The organism is Lachnoclostridium sp. An131 (genome assembly GCF_002160825.1).
GTDB lineage: Bacteria > Bacillota > Clostridia > Lachnospirales > Lachnospiraceae > Laedolimicola.
The window spans coordinates 55,915-75,440 of record NZ_NFLI01000016.1 but is presented as its reverse complement, the minus strand read 5'-3'; the positions used below and the strand labels follow the sequence as shown (position 1 = coordinate 75,440).

General features: G+C 51.8%; 15 protein-coding genes. 1 reads left to right on the top strand and 14 read right to left on the bottom strand.

Features of this window, described 5'->3' with window-relative positions; translation table 11 throughout:
• Positions 1-37: 37 nt before the first annotated feature.
• The 4 genes from B5E77_RS13415 to B5E77_RS13395 all read right to left on the bottom strand — a co-directional run bounded on the left by B5E77_RS13415 (position 38) and on the right by B5E77_RS13395 (position 4,739).
• Entirely contained in the window at positions 38-1,189 is a 1,152-nt protein-coding gene (locus B5E77_RS13415; protein ID WP_087165860.1) for an AI-2E family transporter, read from the bottom strand.
• A gap of 206 nt (positions 1,190-1,395) precedes the next feature.
• Positions 1,396-1,851 (bottom strand): Lrp/AsnC family transcriptional regulator, encoded by a 456-nt coding sequence (locus tag B5E77_RS13405; RefSeq protein ID WP_087165858.1) that lies wholly within the window; start codon positions 1,849-1,851, stop codon positions 1,396-1,398.
• Positions 1,852-2,058: 207 nt separating this feature from the next.
• Entirely contained in the window at positions 2,059-3,012 is a 954-nt protein-coding gene (locus tag B5E77_RS13400) for a 4Fe-4S binding protein (protein WP_087165857.1), read from the bottom strand.
• Between the two features lie 98 nt (positions 3,013-3,110).
• The gene (locus B5E77_RS13395) at positions 3,111-4,739 is read right to left on the bottom strand and encodes an FAD-dependent oxidoreductase (protein ID WP_087165856.1); all 1,629 of its coding nucleotides are present in this window, start codon (positions 4,737-4,739) and stop codon (positions 3,111-3,113) included.
• 249 nt (positions 4,740-4,988) lie between these two features.
• On the opposite strand from B5E77_RS13395, the gene B5E77_RS13390 reads away from it, so the two are divergent.
• Complete coding sequence (locus B5E77_RS13390) at positions 4,989-5,897, top strand: LysR family transcriptional regulator (protein ID WP_087165855.1); 909 nt, start codon at positions 4,989-4,991, stop codon at positions 5,895-5,897.
• Between the two features lie 88 nt (positions 5,898-5,985).
• Here the strand turns inward: B5E77_RS13390 and B5E77_RS13385 are convergent, their stop codons facing one another.
• The 10 genes from B5E77_RS13385 to B5E77_RS13340 form a co-directional block, all read right to left on the bottom strand.
• The gene (locus B5E77_RS13385) at positions 5,986-6,936 is read right to left on the bottom strand and encodes a TIGR03943 family putative permease subunit (protein ID WP_087165854.1); all 951 of its coding nucleotides are present in this window, start codon (positions 6,934-6,936) and stop codon (positions 5,986-5,988) included.
• 11 nt (positions 6,937-6,947) lie between these two features.
• Entirely contained in the window at positions 6,948-8,093 is a 1,146-nt protein-coding gene (locus B5E77_RS13380; RefSeq protein WP_087165853.1) for a GTP-binding protein, read from the bottom strand.
• Positions 8,094-8,331: 238 nt separating this feature from the next.
• Complete coding sequence (gene rplT, locus B5E77_RS13375; protein WP_087165852.1) at positions 8,332-8,688, bottom strand: 50S ribosomal protein L20; 357 nt, start codon at positions 8,686-8,688, stop codon at positions 8,332-8,334.
• A gap of 57 nt (positions 8,689-8,745) precedes the next feature.
• Complete coding sequence (gene rpmI, locus B5E77_RS13370) at positions 8,746-8,943, bottom strand: 50S ribosomal protein L35 (RefSeq protein ID WP_087165851.1); 198 nt, start codon at positions 8,941-8,943, stop codon at positions 8,746-8,748.
• Positions 8,944-9,056: 113 nt separating this feature from the next.
• Positions 9,057-9,554 carry a translation initiation factor IF-3 gene (gene infC / locus B5E77_RS13365; protein WP_087165850.1) on the bottom strand — a complete coding sequence of 166 codons (498 nt, stop codon included), beginning with the start codon at positions 9,552-9,554 and terminating at the stop codon, positions 9,057-9,059.
• A 212-nt stretch (positions 9,555-9,766) separates the two neighbouring features.
• Positions 9,767-14,104, bottom strand: a complete 4,338-nt coding sequence (locus B5E77_RS13360) for a hypothetical protein (protein WP_143468638.1) — start codon at positions 14,102-14,104, stop codon at positions 9,767-9,769.
• A complete protein-coding gene (locus B5E77_RS13355) occupies positions 14,101-14,457 on the bottom strand; it encodes a hypothetical protein (RefSeq protein ID WP_087165848.1) in 357 nt (118 codons plus the stop codon). The genes B5E77_RS13360 and B5E77_RS13355 overlap by 4 nt, the downstream gene beginning before the upstream one ends.
• Complete coding sequence (locus B5E77_RS13350; RefSeq protein ID WP_087165847.1) at positions 14,450-16,138, bottom strand: serine/threonine protein kinase; 1,689 nt, start codon at positions 16,136-16,138, stop codon at positions 14,450-14,452. The genes B5E77_RS13355 and B5E77_RS13350 overlap by 8 nt, the downstream gene beginning before the upstream one ends.
• A 339-nt stretch (positions 16,139-16,477) precedes the next feature.
• Positions 16,478-17,707 carry an ABC transporter permease gene (locus B5E77_RS13345; RefSeq protein ID WP_087165846.1) on the bottom strand — a complete coding sequence of 410 codons (1,230 nt, stop codon included), beginning with the start codon at positions 17,705-17,707 and terminating at the stop codon, positions 16,478-16,480.
• Between the two features lie 3 nt (positions 17,708-17,710).
• Positions 17,711-19,495: an efflux RND transporter periplasmic adaptor subunit gene (locus tag B5E77_RS13340; RefSeq protein WP_087165845.1), complete on the bottom strand. Its 1,785-nt coding sequence runs from the start codon at positions 19,493-19,495 to the stop codon at positions 17,711-17,713.
• Between the last annotated feature and the right edge of the window lie 31 nt (positions 19,496-19,526).

Below are 19,526 nucleotides of genomic sequence, written 5' to 3'. Positions count from 1 at the left end.
TATATTTTCTGTGCCTGCCCCGCCCGTCTCGCCAATGCTAAACGTCTTCCTCCCGGAGCTTTTTCTCCCTCAGTCTCCGGTATACCCACTCACGCAGCAGCGTATACAGCACAGAGACAAGCGGAATAAAAATCAGCATCCCCACCAGCCCCATCAGATTGCCGCCTACCGTAACTGCTACCAGAACCCAGATGGAGGGAAGGCCTACCGAATTTCCCACCACATGGGGATAAATCAGGTTGCCTTCCACCTGCTGCAGCACAAGAAACAGAGCGACGAACGCCAGCGCCTGCATGGGATTTACCACCAGAATCAGAAAGGCTCCTATGGCACATCCGATAAATGCTCCGAAAATAGGGATCAGCGCCGTAACTGCCACCAGAATTCCCACCAGCAGCGCATAAGGAAAACGCAGAATACTCATGACCACAAAAAACATGGTCCCAAGAATCATAGCCTCCAGGCACTGGCCCGTGATAAAATTCGTGAACGTACGATAGCTCAGAGAAAAAATATACAAAACCCGGTCGGCATGCTTCTGCGGCAGAAGCGCTCTGAGAAGCATCCTGGCCTGTACACACAGCTTTTCCTTTTGAATCAGGACATAACAGGAAAAAGCCACCGCAATCACAAAGGTATATACCGCATTGATAAGTCCGCGGGCCGCAAGCACCATGGACACCAGCACGCTCTCCGCTCCGCTCTGAACCATGTTCAGCCCTGTCCGGATCATTGTCTCCCAGTTTACCTCCTGGCTTTCCAGCCAGGCAGTCACCTGCTCATTATTCTGAAAAATATCATTCAGCCATTCCTGAGCCTTCGGGATCGCCGCCTCGATCTGCAGCGCCAGATTCGTAACCGTGGAGCTCAGCTCCGGAACCACTACAAAGATCACCAGCACAATCACCGCGATCACCAGTACAACCGTAAGCAGCAGGCTCAAGGGCCTGGCCAGCTTTCTCTTCCATTTCTCTTTCCTCTCTGTCCCAAACAGCAGTCTCTCCAGAAAGGCCATCGGAACATTCAGAAAAAACGCAACGGCACCGCCAAACACAAACGGGAAAAAAATCGCCACCAGCACATCCAGCGTGCCAAGCACCACATCCAGGCGCTGGACTCCCACCAGAAGGATTACCGTAAAGGTAATAAGAAACATCAGCTTTTTCATATTTTCCCGGTTCAAATTCATGTGCTCACTCCTCTATGCCGCCGGAAAACAGGCCCATCTTTCTCTGAAAAATACTCTCTGTAGTGAGCATAATCCACCTGCCGGAAAGTGTCAAGTGCCTGCCGGGAAATATTTGGCGCAATAGGAAAGGCTGCCCGGAAGCTGTGAATCTGAAAACACCCAGCTTCCGGGCAGCCTTTCTTCCGCCAATCCCCTCTGCCGGCCTCTTACGCAATTTCCTCCGGCAGTATGGAAACGTCATTTTTAATAGTAGAAAGGACATACAGCGTCTTCGTCCAGGAGACGCCTGCCATCCCATTGATATCGTCATGAATCAGCTCCAGGCTGCGGGAGGAATCCGTCACAATCTTCAGAAGATAGTCCACATCACCCGCAATATAATAGCATTCGGAGATATTTACATGTGCAGACGCCTCCTTTGCAAACTCCTCCCCAAACCGTGGATTCTCCAGGCGTACAGACACAAAGACCGTCAGATCATTCCCCAGCTGCTTTTCATCCAGCACTACCGTGTACTGCTGAATCAGCCCTCTGGCCTCCAGCTTCCGTATCCGCTCAATCACGGCCGATACAGACAGGTTAATGGTCTGGCTGATCATCGAAGCTGTCTGCCTCGAATTTTCCTTCAGACATTTCAAAATACTCAGATCAATACAGTCCATACCTTGATACCTCCCAATCTTACCGCTCCGCCTGCGGGGCCGCGAAAGCCCCTGCCGGAATCAACAGCTTTAAAAATGCGAAAAGGCAGCCTGCTTTCGCAAACTGCCTTTGTTCACTATGGAATGTATCATAGCAGATAAAATATTTTTTGTCCAGAACAAAATTGCACAATTTTTTGTTCCCAGTCAGCAAAGCTTCAGAGAATCCTAGCAGGTAGCCCCTCCGGTCAGGTGAAGCTGGGCGTCCAGAATTTCCTGCTTTCTCGCCAGAATATCGTCTGAAAGAAGCTGAGCCTCTACATTTTCAAAGCCCAGGCGTTCGATCGTCGTGGCAAAACGCTCTCCCGTATGTCCCTGCTCCCGGTACAGCAGAATCGCTTTTTCGATTACAGACAGAGCTTCCTCTTTATCTGTAAACACTTTGGAAAGGGCCCTTCCCTGGGCTACGCTCTTGCCCCAGCGTCCGCCGATATAAATCTTGTAGCCATAGGTTCCATCCTCGATGCAGTCGAACGGACAGCGTCCGATACAGCGTCCGCAGTTATTGCAGACATCCTTGTCAATCTCCATCACGCCGTCTACAAGCTTCGCTGCATGGACAGGACATACCTTTTCCACCGCGCACTTCTTGCAGCCGTTGCACTCGTCCTCGTCATAGTTCGGGATTCTCTGGCCGATGATTCCCAGGTCGTTCAGGTCTGGCTTAACACAGTTGTTGGGGCATCCGCCTACAGCGATTTTAAACTTATGGGGAAGCTGCACCTGACGGTATCCCTCATAAAACCTGTGATGAATCTCCTCTGACAGCCCAAAGGAATCCAGAAGTCCGTACTGGCAGGTCGTTCCCTTACAGGAAACCACCGGACGCACCTTTGAGCCGGTTCCTCCGGTCACAAGTCCTGCTTTTCCGATAAACTCACAGAATTCGTCAATCTTGTCATAGGGTACTCCCGGAACCTCCACTGTCAGACGCGTCGTGTAGGTCACCGTGCCATTTCCATATTTCTCCGCCGCCTCCGCGATCACCCTCTGCTGCTCAGCCGTAACCTTGCCGTTCACTGTGATGATGCGGGCAGAAAAGTTATCTGTTCCTTTGTTGCTCAAAAATCCGCGGGCCTTTACCTTTTTCTCGTCTGCCGCGCTGATGGTCAGTGTTGCCATGCTTAAAATCCTCCTTATCATTATCCTGTATCACAGGATCCGCGCGCCATTTTCTGACGTGCTGACCCATGACGTCTCACCTGTGGCTTTTCCTCTGTCTATTCCTCTTCTCCGATCTCATTGAAGGTCGTGCCGCCTTCCAGAACCCGGGTATTCGTGTACCCGTAATATTTCAGGCGGTTCTGGGTCATATAAGCACGTTTCCCTTTCGCGCAGACGATCAGCAGCTTCTCGTCCTTCCCAAAGCCTTCCACCTCTCCGTCTATTTTTGTCAAATCCAGATAAGGAGCTCCTGCGATAGAAGGCTTGGGAGACGCGTCTACCAGGCGGTAGCCTTCCGCCGCTCCTGCCTCATACTCTGCCGGCGTAAATGTCTCGAATGCTCCGCTCATCTTATTCAGCAGAACGTTCAGTGCATGTGCAAACGGATGAATCGCTGTGGAGAAGGGCGGAGCATACGCAAAGTCCAGATTTTCAAGCTGATCCACCGTCGCGTTCAGAGAAATGGCTGTCACTGCGATATCTGTAATCTTATCCACTGCACCGCCTCCCAGCACCTGCAGTCCCAGAAGCTTACGTGTCGTCCTGTCTGCCACCAGCTTGATAATGAAGTTCCCTGCTCCCGGATAGTAATGAGCCTTATCATCCACTACGGAAAGAGCTGTGATGACATCATAGCCCGCCGCCCTTGCCGCAGTCTCAGTAAGTCCGGTACGTCCTGCATTGATTCCGCCCGGGAGCTTCGCCACACCGGTGCCCAGCACGCCTGCATATTCCTTGTTCTTTCCGCAGATATCGGCAGCCAGCACACGGCCTGCTATGTTTGCCGTAGACCCCATCGGAGACCAGGCCGGCTCTCCTGTCTCCCGGTTTGTCACCATTGCGCAGTCACCTACCGCATAGACATCCTCCATATTCGTGCGCATATATTTGTCCGTCAGAATTGTACCTTTGAACATCTCGATTCCGGTTCCCTCCAGGAACGCGGTGTTGGGACGGATACCAATGGCAATCACCACCGCATCTGCTTTTATGGCACGCCTGCTGGTCTGTACCTTCTCCACCCTGCCGTCTCCAAGGATGGCTTCCAGAGCGACTCCGGTCATGGGATTGACCCCCGCCTCTGACATCCTGTTCTCTACATATTCACTCATCTCCGGGTCGAGGAAATTCGGGAGCACATGAGGCGCAAAATCAATCACATTCACACGCACGCCCTTTTCCGCCAGATTCTCTGCCACCTCAAGACCGATAAAGCCGCCTCCGGCTACCACTGCGCGCTTGATTCCGCCGGCCTCCACAGCCGCCCGGAGAGCAATCGCATCGTCCGGCGTTCTCATAAAAAATACATTTTCCAGATCAAGGCCCTCAATCTGCGGACGGAACGGAGAGGCACCTGACGCGATAACCAGCTTGTCATAGGACCAGGTCTTCGTCTCCCCCTTATGTACTGCCGTAACCGTCTTCGCCCCGGTATCTACGGCTGTCACCCCTGTCTCCGTCTGCACTTTCGCTCCCGTCAGTCTGGAAAAGGACTCCGGGGTGTTGACGATCAGCTGTTCTCTGGTGGAAATCAATCCTCCAACATAATAAGGAAGCCCGCAGCCTGCATAGGAAATATCCTTTCCCTTCGTCAGAATTGTGACTTCACAGCTGCGGTCTTCCCGTTTCAGCTTAGCCGCGACCTTCGTTCCCGCTGCAACTCCCCCGATAATCAATACTTTCATCGGTAAAAATCTCCTTTCTTTTTGCGTACCCTGATCTCTCCATGTACGGTGTATCGTAGCTCCATTACCAGTTTCCCGCCTGCTTCAGCGGCGCTCTTGTTTTTTTATTATAGCACTTGTACATCAATAATAAAAATGATATTATTTTATCAAAAACATAGGAAATATCTATACTTTAACTACAGGAAGCCTGTCTCTTTTCGGACAGTCCGGGATTGCGGCAGGCCCCGGAAAGCAGAGGAGAACATTATGACGATTCGCCATCTGAAAATCTTTATCGCAGTTGCTGAGAACGGAAAAATGAGCCTGGCCGCAAAAAAGCTTTATCTGACCCAGCCTACGGTCAGCCAGGCTATCCGCGAACTCGAGGAGCACTATGAAACCAGGCTTTTCGACCGCCTCTCCAGACGGCTTTACATCACCGAGCCAGGGCAGCACCTTCTGAAAATGGCAAAGGCTGCCGTCCATTCCTTCGATGAGCTCGAACGTCAGATGCAGAGCGAGACAAAGACAGAGCATTTCCGCATCGGAGTCACAGTCACCATCGGCTCCTGTATGCTTCCCGCGCTGCTGAGCGATTTTCAGAGGCTGCGGCCGCAGGTCGACACCTTTTCCTTTATCGGAAACACGCAGGCTGTGGAGGACAAGCTGCTGCGTTCCGATCTGGACGTTGGAATCGTGGAGGGCGTCGTTAAGAGCCCGGATCTCATCAGCCTGCCACTGGTTGAGGACTATCTGGTCCTGGCCTGCGGCGCCGGCCATCCCTTTGCCTGCCGCAGCACCTTCTCGCCTTCCGACCTGGAAGGGCTTGATTTTGTCATGCGGGAAAACGGAAGCGGAACACGCGCCCTGTTTGAAAGCTACCTGCGCGAAAATCAAATCTCCATCCGCCGCCGGATCGAAGCGCCCTTCCCGGAAGCCATGAAGCACGCTATCCTTTTCAACAGCTGCCTTGCCGTGATCTCTGTACGCCTGATCGAAGAGGAGATCAGAAAAGGCACGATCCATATGCTTCAGGATCCTGAAAACATATGGGATCGTACCTTTAAGCTGGTCTATCACAAGGATAAATTTATCTCGGAATCCATCCAGCTCCTCAGAGAGCTGCTGAGCCAATATCAGAAGCCCGAAATTCCGATTCCGATTCGCTCATACTGAAAACAGCGGGGCGCTCCCGGCACTCCTGCCCGGAGCTCTCCGGGACAGCCAAGGTCCGCCGGCTTCTTCTCAGGCGCTCCCCGGAAAATCAGAAATATACCAGCTCCTCTTCCGGAGCCGGCGCTGATTTCAGCGCTTTTGTATAAAGCACAGGCCCCTCCTCGCCGGAATATTCCTCTCTCTTCTGTACAGACACCTTGGCTGTCACCGTCAGCCACTGGCCATTCTTCAGCTTATCCACATTCTGGCTGCGGCAGAGAAAGCCAAGAAACACCGTATCATCCGCACAGCAGGTCATAGCCCGCCGCCCCGGCACAAAATACCCCGGCGTAATTCCTCTGGGCTTCATAACCCGCGCTTTAAAGCGGATCGTCTTTCCGTCATAATGCTCCGGATGATCCATGGCGTCCACATACCAGATACCATAGTCGATATCTCCGATATCCACGATTTCCGCATTTAAATCAAACGGCAGCTCGTCCTCGTATTCAAAAAGCTCTCCGCCCTCCTTCTCAAATTCCACCTGCGCTCTCGGATTCACCGCGCGGATATTGCGCTTGTAGGAGGCTGCCTTCGTGCCCTCCTGGCAGCGGTTGAAAATCACCAGATCGGAATCCTGCACCATATCCATGAAAAGCGACTTCATATTCTGCATATACAGATCAAAGGTTCCTGCATCCACCAGCGTAATTCCCTGGGCCGGGAACCAGCCTCTCGGAAGCTGCATTTCCCGGAACAACTGCATGCCCCACATGCCATTGTATTCAATCATGACCTGGGTGGGCTTGTATTTCTTTTTGCACTCCTCCAAAAACTCAGGCGTAAATGCCGCCTTTTCCTCTACCTGTACCAATTCCGTATCATAGGACTCTAGGATATGCAGATCATACTCTTCCTCCCCTTCCTCGCAGGCGATCAGAAGCGTCTTCCCGCCGTCTGAGAAATAGGGATCCGACAGCGTCTCCTGGATAAAGGTCGTCTTTCCGCTTTCCAGAAAACCATTTACCAGATACACAGGTACTTTATTTATCAGACTCATACCTTCCTCTCCTATACCTGAAACAGTTCCTTCAGCGCGTCCTCCTTGAGACCGGAGCCTATCACGCAGAGACGTCCTGTATAATCCGGCTCTCCGCCTCTTACCTCATACTCTTCCGGCACAAAATCAAACTGCATCCAGCTGCCGTCTGTATTCTGAAGAATTCCCTTGGCGCGCAGAATAACACCATACTTCTCTGAGCCGCCAAGCTCCTCCAGCATCTGCTGCAGCTCTTCCGTGCCAAACCGCCGCGGCGTCTCTACACCCCAGCTTGTAAACACCTCGTCCGCATGATGATGTCCGTCATGATCGTGATGATGGTGGTGGCCCTCGTGATCATGGTCATGATCATGGCAGCCGCAGGTGCAGCCCTCTCCGTGCTCATGGTCATGGTGGTGATCATGCCCTTCATGCGCATGGTCATGGTCTTCATGGGCGTGATGATGATCATGCTCCTCATGACCATGATCATGTCCGCAGCAGCACTCTTCCCCATGTTCATGGTGGTCATGATCGTGTCCGTCATGGTGGTGATGCTCATGAGGAGCGTCCATATCCAGCTCAGCATGATGCATGGCGTCCAGAATCTGCTTTCCATTCAGATCGTCCCACGGCGTTGTAATCATCGTAGCTGCCTCATTATGCTCACGAAGCAGGGCAACCGCTTCCTGAAGCTTCTCCTCAGTCATGCTCTGAGTGCGGCTTAAGACGATCGTTCCCGCATGCTCTACCTGGTTGTTGAAGAATTCGCCAAAATTCTTCATATACATTTTGCATTTCTTTCCATCTACCACAACAATCGAGCTGTCGATATGGACATCCATGGTCCCGGCCACATTCTCCACCGCCTTCACCACATCGGAAAGCTTGCCCACGCCGGAGGGCTCAATCAGGATCCGATCCGGTGCGTAGGTATCCAGAACCTCCTTCAGTGCGGTTCCAAAGTCGCCCACCAGGGAGCAGCAGATGCATCCGGAGTTCATCTCATTCACCTGGATGCCGGCATCCTTCAGGAAACCGCCGTCGATACCGATCTCTCCGAATTCATTTTCAATCAGTACAATTTTCTCACCCTGAAAAGCCTCTTCCAGAAGCTTTTTAATCAATGTTGTCTTTCCGGCTCCCAGAAAGCCGGAGATAATGGTAATCTCTGTCATTTTTCTTCCTTCTTTCTCACTTTATAGAGGCTTCGGCCTCCTGAATATCAGTTTTTCTGTTAGCACTCGCTTCTGCACACTGCTAATTATAGCACGCTTCTTTTATTTGTCAAACGTGGGCTTTCTCATTTTCCTGTCTCAACGCAGCAGGCCAGAATATCTGCACGAAAGAAGCCATTGTGAAACAGGTCATTCCCGTTACACAATGGCTCTCTGAATTCAGCTTGAAAATGTCTTTTTATGCAATCTTGCTCTTGGCAACCTCAGCCAGAGTTGCGAAGCCAGCCGGATCATTCACTGCCATATCAGCCAGCACCTTGCGGTTCAGCTGAACCTCAGCCAGCTTCAGGCCGTACATGAATTTGCTGTAGGACAGTCCATTCAGACGGGCCGCAGCGTTGATACGTGCGATCCAGAGCTGACGGAACTGACGCTTTCTCTCTTTTCTTCCTGCGTAGGAAGTAGCCAGCGCTCTCATCACGGACTGCTTTGCTACGCGGTACTGCTTGCTTCTTGCTCCTCTATAGCCCTTTGCGAGCTTCAAAACTCTGTTATGTCTCTTCTTAGCGCCTAAACCGCCTTTAATTCTTGCCATTTCTCTTTTCCTCCTTGAAATTTCCCGATTCTACGACATTCCTCTGCAACAATTGGCTTACAGATACGGAAGAATCTTCTTCATGCTCTTTACATTGGTAGCATCTGTAATCGTTGCTTTTCTGAGATTTCTCTTTCTCTTCTGAGATTTCTTGGTTAAGATATGGCTCTTATAAGCTTTCATTCTCTTGAGTTTGCCGGTTCCTGTCACTTTGAAACGCTTTGCAGCAGCTCTGCTTGTCTTAATTTTAGGCATTTTATATACTCCTCCTATTCTAGTCTGCCTGTAACCGTTCAGTACCGAATAGTTACATCTGCTTTTTCAATTTCTATTAAAATCATTCCACCTCTGTGGCTGATTCTCAAAAACTACTGACGCTTCTCTGTAAGAAACATCATCATCTGCCGGCCTTCCAGCTTCGGAGCCTTCTCCACTACCGCAATGTCTGACAGCTTCTCGGCAAACACATCCAGAATCTGCTTCGTCTTCTGCACATGCGCCATCTCTCTTCCGCGGAAACGCAAGGTCACCTTGACCTTATCGCCCTTCTGAATGAACTTCCTGGCCGCGCTTACCTTCGTGTTCAGGTCATTCTCCTCGATATTCGGTGACAAACGAACTTCCTTAATCTCAATCGTTTTCTGCTTCTTGCGGGCTTCCTTCTCTTTTCTGGCCTGCTCGTACTTGAACTTACCATAATCGATGATCTTGCATACAGGCGGCTTCGCCGTCGGCGCAATCTTTACCAGATCAAGTTCTGCTTCCCGGGCAATCCGCATCGCGTCTCTTGCAGACATGATTCCCAGCTGCTCTCCGTTCACTCCAATGAGGCGGACCTCCTTATCCCGGATCTGTTCGTTAATCATTAAATCGCTAATTGTAGTACCCTCCTTATTAAGAAAGAAAAAGTGGATAGTCAGACTATCCACTTGAAATATCAAAACACAAGGTATAAAATATACCTGTTATGCCGATAATGATAAACCCGAGTCGCCTTCTGCGCTAAGGTGAGAGTGGATACTCTGCTTGCTGTCACTGAGTTATCATAGCACATACCTTCTGCAGTGTCAACTGATTTTTATATTCTTTTTTCACCGTCTTTTTCCATTTCCTTTTCTGCCCTTGTACGAAACAGGCAGACGCTTCCGGCGATCAGAATCAGCAGTACCGCTGCCGCAGCCCCGCACGCAGCCTTATTCATAAGAAGCTGTACCAGAAGGTTTGGCGTAACCAGCAGGCGCAGCGTCTCTGTCCGAACAGTATTCCCCGCAGCGTCCCTGGCTTCTGCCGCAAGCTCCTGCCAGTAATTCTGTCCTTTTATCTGCAGAACAATTCTTCCGCCGTTCTCCTCCAGCTCTGAAGCGCTGTAAACTGTCTCTTCCCCATTCAGGCTCACAGACACCTCCTGCAGCCGCAGATTATCATAGATATCCAGCGTCACTTCCCGTTCGCCTTCCCGGTACTGCCCTCTGTTCTCTGCGCCTGATATCCGTATGTCGGGTTTTGTCTTATCCACGGCAAATTCTATCTTCTTCCCTTTTGAACCGGTATCTGAGACATTTTCGGCCCTGTCTTCTGAATAAATCACCAGAAGATACGTTCCCTCTTCTTTAAAATTCTCCCTGCCTATCGTATAAGTATACTGCTTCCACCCGGAAGAATCCCCGCTTTCCTTTACCGTATAATCTGCTCCTTCCAGCAGCGTACGAAGCTTTCCATCCTGATTACAGATGATTTCACGAAATTCCAATGTATCCACGTTCGTCTCTGTGATCACGAGATCCTGCTCCTGATTCGTGTAATATTTTCCGTTCTTTCCCACAAGCGCTTCCGTCTTCGCGTCAAAGCTGTAGACTGAGCCAAAACGGTTCACAGAAAAGCGTACCTGGGCTTCGCTTTGATTGCCGGCCAAATCCCGGACAGCTGCCCGCAGAATATACATATCGTCCATCTCCGGCACATAGGCAAAGTCCTTCATTTTCAATTCCATACCATTTTGAACAGGCGTCTGCGTCCCTTCCCAGGAAATTTCCCCCTTCTGGCTGCCCGCCAGAAGGATCCTTACGCTGTCCGGATCCAGGTTCGTATCCGAAAGCCGGATTCCCGGGCTTACCTCTCCTCTGTTTGCTGACCGATCCGTGACATCAAAAATCAGAGCCTCCGGAGGAGTACAGTCGATGACAAAGGCTTCCGTTTCATATGCTGTCAGCCTGTTTCCAGCCAGATCCTCCCCTTCAATCGCCAGCGTATAGATTCCATCCCGTGCAAAGGTAATCCTGGCTGTATGCCGATCGCCGCTGTGGCTCCATGCAGATACGGAGGGGACAGCCGCTATATCTTTTTCTTCGCCTTCTCCTGCAGCAGCTTCTTCCATCCTCCCCGCCTTAGGATCCTTTTCTGCCGTCACGGCAATATCCAGCAGCGCCTCGTCAAAATTATGCTCCTGCACTGTAATCACTGCCGTCCGGCTGTCCGCATAATAAATCCCATTCCTGCTGTCCGTATTATCCCAGGATACGGTCAGCTCCGGCGCAGTCCGGTCAATCGTGAATTCATCTGTTTTTCCGTAAACCGCACGATTTCCTGCCAAATCCTGAAAGGCCAGCGTAAACGTATAATCTCCATCCTCTGAAAAAACAAGCCTGCAGACATGAAGCGTATCGTCTCCGCTGCCTGTCGAAGTCCACCCGCTGATCTCCGGCATATGCCCTTCTGTGCTTGTAATCTGGAAATCCACATCACGCTCGTCAAAATTTCTTTCTCTGATCGTAACCGTAGCTGTACGGGGCTGGTGGTAATAGCGGCCTCCCGCCGGTTCATTCAGATCATATTCCACGGAAATCTCCGGAGTGGCCACATCAATATGATAGCGGCATTCCACGGCGCCGGTATAGCCCGCATTATCCACATAGGAGGCTTCCGCCAGAATATCATTTTCATTATTCACGGAAGCCTCCAGCGTCAGCTCCCGGGAAAATTCATATGTGATCTCCTGTTCGGAAGCTGTGCCTAAGTCCTCTCCGGCCTCCTCCGCATAATTTCTTCCGCCGGCCAGCGTATTTCCGCCGGAATACCGGAAGCTTCCAAGACCGGAAAATTCATCTGCCAGCGTCAGCCGGAAGGTTACATCCGTATTGTAATAGTGCACTCCATCTACCGTTCGGGAAGGCTCCGTCAAGGTATCGATCCGCGCGGTTCCGGAGCTCTGATGCCGTTTGCCACTCTCCACCGCACAGCCTCTGCTTTTCTCCAGACAGTTCCCCGCCCAGTCATAAATCCGGATGGTCACTGTTCCTTTAAAATCCTCCCTGTCCTCCAGGGGAAGCGACGCTGTAAACGCCCCCTGCACAGAGGGCTGGAATTTTTGTGTCCGGATCGTTTTCTCTCCATCCAGATCCGTAAACTCAAAATGAATTTCCCTGATTCCGGAGATTCCGTCCTCCGCGGTTATCTTTATATCTGTCTTTTCCCCGGAAAACAGCCAGCCACCGGGAAGATAATTGACCGCCTGTCCCTTGGAATACTCAAAAGCTGATTCTTTTGGCGTGTCCTTATCTATTGTGAGGTACTCCATATGTACGGCTTCTTCCTCCACAGACTCTTCTTCCACAGGCTCTTTTTCCACAGGCTCCTTTTCCGCAGGCTCTTCCTCCCCATCTTCCGGGTTTTCTACTCCGCCTCTCTCCTGGCTGTCTTCCTTCCACACTGCCTGGTTTCCCGCAAGATCACAGAGCGCAATCGGAACGCTGTAATTGGCGTCCGTGCTAAAGGGAAGCTCCACAGTCCAGACTGCACGGCTGACCTCCGTATCCTCCAGGCTGCTCAGGAACCTCATAAGATCTGTATCCTCCTTCAGGCTTTCACCACTGCCATCCACCGCTTCAAACCCAAGAAGAACCTTCTTCAGCTCCTGTACCCGGAAATTCTCATCTTCCACTGCCAGCTGGATCATGACATCTGTATTAAAATACCTTCTGCCGCAGTACTCCGCCCTCGGAATCTCTGTACAGTGGATGGACAGAATGGGCGCAGTTCTGTCAAGCACCAGAAGCGGGCTCTCCCAGCAGCCGGCTTCTGGCATCCCCTGAATCAAAGGCTCTCCAGCTTCACCGACCTGTACCGGATTGCCTGCTGCATCCGCATAAAAAGCACGAAGCCGGTAATCTCCTTCCTCAGAAATCTGAAAGCTGCCCTCATAGCCCATTCCTTCTGTCTCCTGCCCGTTCCACTTTACCGCAGCAGTCACCTCCTCCACGCTTCCTGCATCCTCCGCGCCGCCTTCCCTTTTTACAAGCTCCAGCCTGAAATTCTCCGGTGCAGGCACTTCTCCATTCTCTCCTTCCAAATCCGCGAATTTCATATGCTCGTCCTGAATTACGAATTTCACCATAATATCCGCATTATAATAAGAAGTACAGTCTGCCGCAGACACCTCGGAAGCAGTACAATCCTTTCCGTCCTTTATCATCCTGACAGCCTCCGTGCAATCCACCCAAAGCCCGGGGGCTGCATGATCCAGAACAAACAGCCCGCTGACGCAGACTCCCTGCTCCTGTACCTCTGCCGGAAATTCTTTTCCTGTCTCCGTGCTTTCTTCACGTCCGTCACACATGTAATTGTCCGCTTTGTCACTGTAGCTGAACCGGATCTGATAAACAGATTCTTTTCCTGCCTCTCCGTCGAATCCGAACACAGCCCTGTGGAGCCTCCCCTCATGCGTCCATGCAAGAGCGCTGTCGCCTCCTCTGAATTCTGCCGCGATCCTGTCCTCAGCCACATCGACGATCTGAATATGAACCGCCTGCTCCTGCCATTCCTTTTCCCCATCGTCAATCACAAGCTCAAACGTAATATCTGCCCCCTCCTTATTTTTATAAAGAGGGATCGTTCCCCCCTCCCAGGGGACAAACTGAACGCAGCTTTCTTCTGCTGCAAAGGAAAGGAGCATCGGAGCCAGGCTGTCTTTTCGAAAGGGAATTGTCACCCACTCCTCTTCCGGCGCACTATTCCCCATATCGCTGCACAGGCGGAACTGATAAGCACCGTCATAAAAAGAGTCGCTCTCCATAAATGCATATTGGAACGGCTGCTCCGAATCGCAGCTCATGGCAGTCCATGTCGCGTCCTCCTGCTTTTTATATTCCACAAAAAGCGTTCCTTCTGCATAGTCTCCGCCTTCCGGCAGAGATACCGTAAATACCGTATCCTGGTTTATCCAGCCATGTTCATTTGCTTCCTGGCTGAGAACAATATTCTCTTTGGAAAATGAAGGAAATTTTTTCTGTCCTTCCTCTTCTTCCTCCGCAGATTGCTCCGCTTCTTCTCCTGTCTGCACGGACTGTGCAAAACTTTCCAGTTTTATGCTGCTCTGAATCAGCATCAGCAGAAACAAAAACAGCAGTACCCTTCTTTTCACCTTTTCTTTCCCCCTGTCCGGCTCCATGCCAGCTTGCTTTTCTCCAAACTACTGCTGCCTGATCTCCTGCGCAGCTCCTTCTCTGTCAAAACCTCTGTAGCCCCGTCCTCTTCCTGGGCGTGCCCTATAGGCCGCTTCTTCCCGGCATCCTTTTCTTCCCGCGCCCATCCATTCTCCGCTTCCAGCCGCCGAATTTCCCTTTTGGCCCTGTGTCCCGCCAGAAATGCAATCGCAGACCGGATGTCCCTCCGGATAAACAAAACCAGAGAAACCGCAAAAAGAATCAGAGCGCCCGCAAGACACACCAAAAATAATCCATGATAAAAGCCGATCTTTGACAATGCTTCATTCATAGGCTCCTCCTCTGCCTGCAAAGGCGGAGGAAACGGCACGCCTGGCCTGCTCCACCGCCTGCTTAAGTCCGTTTACCTCATCCTGCAGCCCCGGCTGCATTTCCCTGCCCGCAGCCTGAAAGTCTGTGTTCAGGTGTGCTTCCACCTGATTCAGCTGTTCCAGCATCTCTTCCTCCTTCACTCCCGCATCCCGGAATTCATACGCCCGCGACGCAATCTGTCCCGTCAGTTCTCCGTACATCACAAGGGCTGTCCGCTCATTATCCTCCTCCACCAGGCTGCCCTTCGTCAGCTCCCTCAGATCATCCCAGTAATCCCGAAAGCTCACATAGGCATCCCCCGCCGCATCCGCCAGCCCGATTTCTGAGTAGTAGCCGGCGATCAGGCAGAGACGTCTGGCCCGTTCCGTCTGATTTTCGTTCAATTCTCCTGACGCTGCGGCAATCTCAAAATAGCTCCGGGCGCTTTTCTTATTCTCCTTCTCCTCAAATTTATAAAAATAAGCAATTCCTGCCTCGTAAGCAAACCTGGCATAGCCCGCCTGATTTTCCCGGAATACCGCCTCATAGGTCTGTCCGTCATCGGCATACTGAATCAGCACAGAGCGGAGCCTGCCGCTCTCTTCCGCCGTCAGCAGACTGTCGTCCAGAAATCCTTCCCGAAGAAGCCCAAGCCACGCTTCCTCACGGTACGGGTGCAGGCAAATGGCTTTTTCATAATTGTCAAGCTCTTCCCCCTTGCTGACTGAATTCCTGGCGGCAAGCAGGTACGCTTCATAGCTGCTTCTCCTCGCCTGCGTCTCCAGGCCAAGAAAAAGGCCGGCTGCCCCAAGGAAAAGAAAGGCTCCTGATATCCATGCGGCAAAGCGGATCACTCTGCCCTTCTGCTCCTTCCGATACGTCCTGTCCTGCTCCTGGTAATGCTCCAGCGCATATAAAAGCTCCGCGCAGGACTGGTACCGGTCCTCCTTTCTGACCTGCGTGCATTTCTGAACAATCGCCTCCAGGCCGGAAGAAAGAGACGGAGCGCATTCTCCAAGCGGCCTGAGCCTGTAGGGGCTTTCCCCGGTCAGGAGCTGGAACATCATGACTCCCAGGCAGTAAATATCTGTTCTGGCATCGCTCTGTTCCGTCTCCTCATACTGTTCCGGAGCCGCATAGCCCTGCGTCCCCAGAGAGACGGTATCCTTCGTTCCTCCCGGCTTATATTCCCTTGCCGCGCCAAAATCAATCAGCGCCACTGTTCCATCCGGCCTCTCAATTACATTCGCCGGCTTCAAATCCCGGTAAATCACCGGAGGCTTCCGGCTGTGCAGATACAGCAGGGCCCGGCAGAGCTGCCTGGCCCACTCCAGAACCTTTTCCTGGGACTGTGCCCCCTGCTCCTGAAGCAGAGCTTCCAGCGACAGCCCCTCCACGTAATCCATCACAATCAAAAGCGAGCTTTGCCCGTCAATGACGTCCACGATGCTGGGAATGTTCGGATGCTTCAGCCGCTTCATCATCTCAAGCTCTTTTCTGTCCAGTTCCAGGCTCCCGCAGCCGTATTTCAAAATCTCCTTGACCGCCCAGAATTTATTCGCTCTTTCGTTCATCGCCAGATACACGACGCTCATGCCGCCTATTCCTATGACGTTCAGAATCTTATATTTTCCGTCAATGACGGATCCGATTTTCAGCACATTCTTTTCCCTTCTTCCGATTTTGTATTTCCAGCCTTTGCAGCAATAAGCGGGGTAACAGCAGACCGATAGCCGACCGATATCACATGCCTGACTATATTATCTTTTGTCCTTGGATTTTCAGCGGAGAAATCCGCCCGGTTGAAATTCTCTCTGGCCGAACTGCCAGATTCATTGATGGATTTATCGTACTACAAATTTTTACATTTTTCAATAGTAAATTACAAATTTATCCTTTTTTAATATTTGGAAATCGACAGCGCCGGCGTACAAGGATGCCGTTATATATGACACCTTGTACGCCGGCGCTGCTTTCAGGCCCTTTCTTTTTATCTTCCTCTAGTTTCTTCTCAACGCCTCGATGGGGCTTAAACGCGCAGCCTTTCTGGCCGGATAAATGCCAAAAAAGATTCCAACGCCTGAGGAGAACAGCGTGGCAGCGATAATCGTTCCCACATTGACGTCGGGCGATATACCCAGCATCGGAAGGGAACAGATGCCATAGGCTCCCAGAAGTCCCAAAATAATGCCTATGACTCCGCCGATACAGGTAATAATCGCAGACTCTGCCAAAAACTGCATCATAATCGAGCCCGTTCTCGCTCCGAGAGCCTTGCGGATTCCGATTTCACGAGTCCGCTCCGTAACGGATACCAGCATGATATTCATAACGCCGATTCCGCCAACCAGCAGGGCAATGGCGGCCACCAGAGCGATAAAGGCCGTAATCATATCGATGACGCTCGTGATCTGGGCAATCTGCGCGTCTGCATCCTGCAGGAAAAACGCATCCTCGCCCTGGGCATGATGCCGGTTCTCCAAAAGACGCATAGATTCATTTCCGACAGCATTGGAATATTCACTGCCCTCTGAAATGATATAAATAGAATAAAACTCATCCAGCTCATAGCCGAAGGCGAAATTTGCCGTATAGGGCATATACATCGTGATATAGCTGGAGGAATACATCATGGAATCCATCAGGGCGCTGTCCGACTGCTCTTCCTGAATCACGCCGCAGATGGTAATGTCATGGGTGACATTGTAGATCGTCGCTTCCACCGTCATGCCTACCACATCGTCGGTTCCAAACATTTTAATCGCGTCGCTCTGCCCTATCACTGCGACAAGGTTCATGGCCTCCACGTCAGAGTCTGTAAAATAACGACCATATTTCATCTCCGGGTTATGGGTATATTCCAGATCTGCCGTGCCGGTATTGGCAATCAGATCAAAATTTCCTTTGGGCGACAGCAGAGTGCCCACCATGCTGTCAGAAGGGGTCACCCCTTTTACATGGGGAACCTTCTCCTTTACCGCCTCCATGTCCTCCGGCGTAATGTATTCGGCCGCCCCGTCTCCGCTGTCATTGACAGAGATATAAAGCTGGCCTCCGGCGATGGCGTTCAGAGCATCGCTCATCTCCGTCCTTGCTCCGCCGCCTACAGACATGATCATGATAACCGAGGAAATACCGATAATAATGCCAAGCATCGTCAGCAGGGAACGGCCCTTGTTGGCCCGGATATTATCAATGGCCATTTTTATATATTCATACAGCTGTGCCATTCCTTATCCCTCCACTGCCGTTACGCGCATTCCCTCCTGGATGCTGGCCGTAATGCCGCCGGATACCACCCTGTCGCCAAATTCCAGACCGGATTTGATTTCCGTATAATCGTCAGCCGCCAGTCCCGTTTCTACATTCTTTCTCACCAGCGTGCCGTCCTCCTGCACCACATAGCAGAAGCTTCCGTCCTGTCCGGAATTGATGCACTCTGTGGGAACAATCAGCACATCCTTAGCTTCCTGTCCGTTCACAGTGACCGTAGCCTCCAGCCCCAGATAAATATTCTCGTCCGGGTTCTCAATCTTGATCTGTGCGGTTACGACCGGGGTTCCTTGGGCGTTTGCCTCCGCGATACGGCTTAAGCCCGTAACAGTTCCTGTGTACTCATGGCCTGCCAGCGTGACAACTGCCGTCTGCCCCTCCGCCATTTTCTCCAGATCGTATTTGGTAATGCTCATCTCTACGACTACATCTTCGTTGCTGGCTACCGTAAAAAGCTCTCCGCCCTTAGCTGCAGGGCCGCCGGGCACCGCAGATACGCTTGTCACGACTCCTGAAAACTCGGCCTTAATTCCTTCCCTGCCCTCTGTAATGTCATCCTTTGTCATCTGTGCGTTCAGGTCGCTCAGATTCTTGTTTGCCGCCAGCTCGCTCCTTGCCGCCGAGGACAGAATCGACGCGTCGGTGGAATCCTGGATTCCCTCCTCTTCCGCCTTGCTGCTCTCCAGCTTCTGCTTGTTTTCCTGGGAAGCCTCCAGACGTCCCTGGTATTCGTCGAGCTTGATCACGATGCTGTTGTAGTGATCCTGCTCCTCCTGGATGCTCTTTTCCAGCTCCGGAAGCTTTGCCTGGGCTTCCTGGGCGGCGGGCGTGGCTGCCTCTACCTCTGCCTGCGCTACAGTCACCGCATCCTGAAGCTTCTTGTAATCTTCCGAATTCGGATCCAGGGTGGATGATTTAAGCGCGGTATTTGCCGCATCCAGAGCCGCCTGCTTCTCCTGCAGCGCTGCTACAGCCGCCTGCGCCTGCGCCTGCTGCTCCTTCAGGGAAGACAGCTTGTTTGCGGAATCCCCCTGATATCCTGTATATTCCCGCACTCTGTCGTTCAGATGATCCAGGTTGTCATCCTCCTCATCCAGCTGGCGGTTGATAATTTCCAGGGCTGCTGTGGAACGGTTGTATTCCGCCACGTTTTCATTGTCCCTGGCAATGGAATCCTGGTAGCTGTAATTGGCCGCGCTTCCGGTCAGCTCAGCCTGCTTATAAAGCTCATCCAGCTCAGCCGCGTCATAGGTCAGCAGAGTCTCTCCTGCCTCTACGGTATCTCCCACCTTCAGGCTGAAGCTGTCTACCGTAGCCGCCACCGGAGAGAAATAGGTCTTAACCTCCTCGGACTGTACGGTTCCACTGCCTTCCACAACCTGCTGGACGCTTCCAAGGGAGGCTTCCGCTACCGTAACCACCGGGAGCACATCAGGCGCAAACAGGTTCGGAAGCACCATGACAGCCAGCAGGGCGGCAACGATTCCTCCGATAATGATACGTTTCCTGCGCTTTTTCTTCTGCGCAGGCGTAAGCGGAAGCTTCTCCTTTTTCGGCTTTTCCGCCTTCTCCTTCTTCTTCCGCCTTCCGAAGAAGCTGGATTTCCGCTCCTCCTCTTCCTGCGCCTCCTGGTCATCCTCCCATTCATCCAGAAGGCTTCTTTCCGAAGGCTCTGTACTTCCGGCCTCCCCGCTCAAAAGCTCCATGTCTTCGGATTCGTCAAATTTTTTCTTTCTTCCAAACATTACTTATTCTCCTCGTCTGCATTCATCGCCT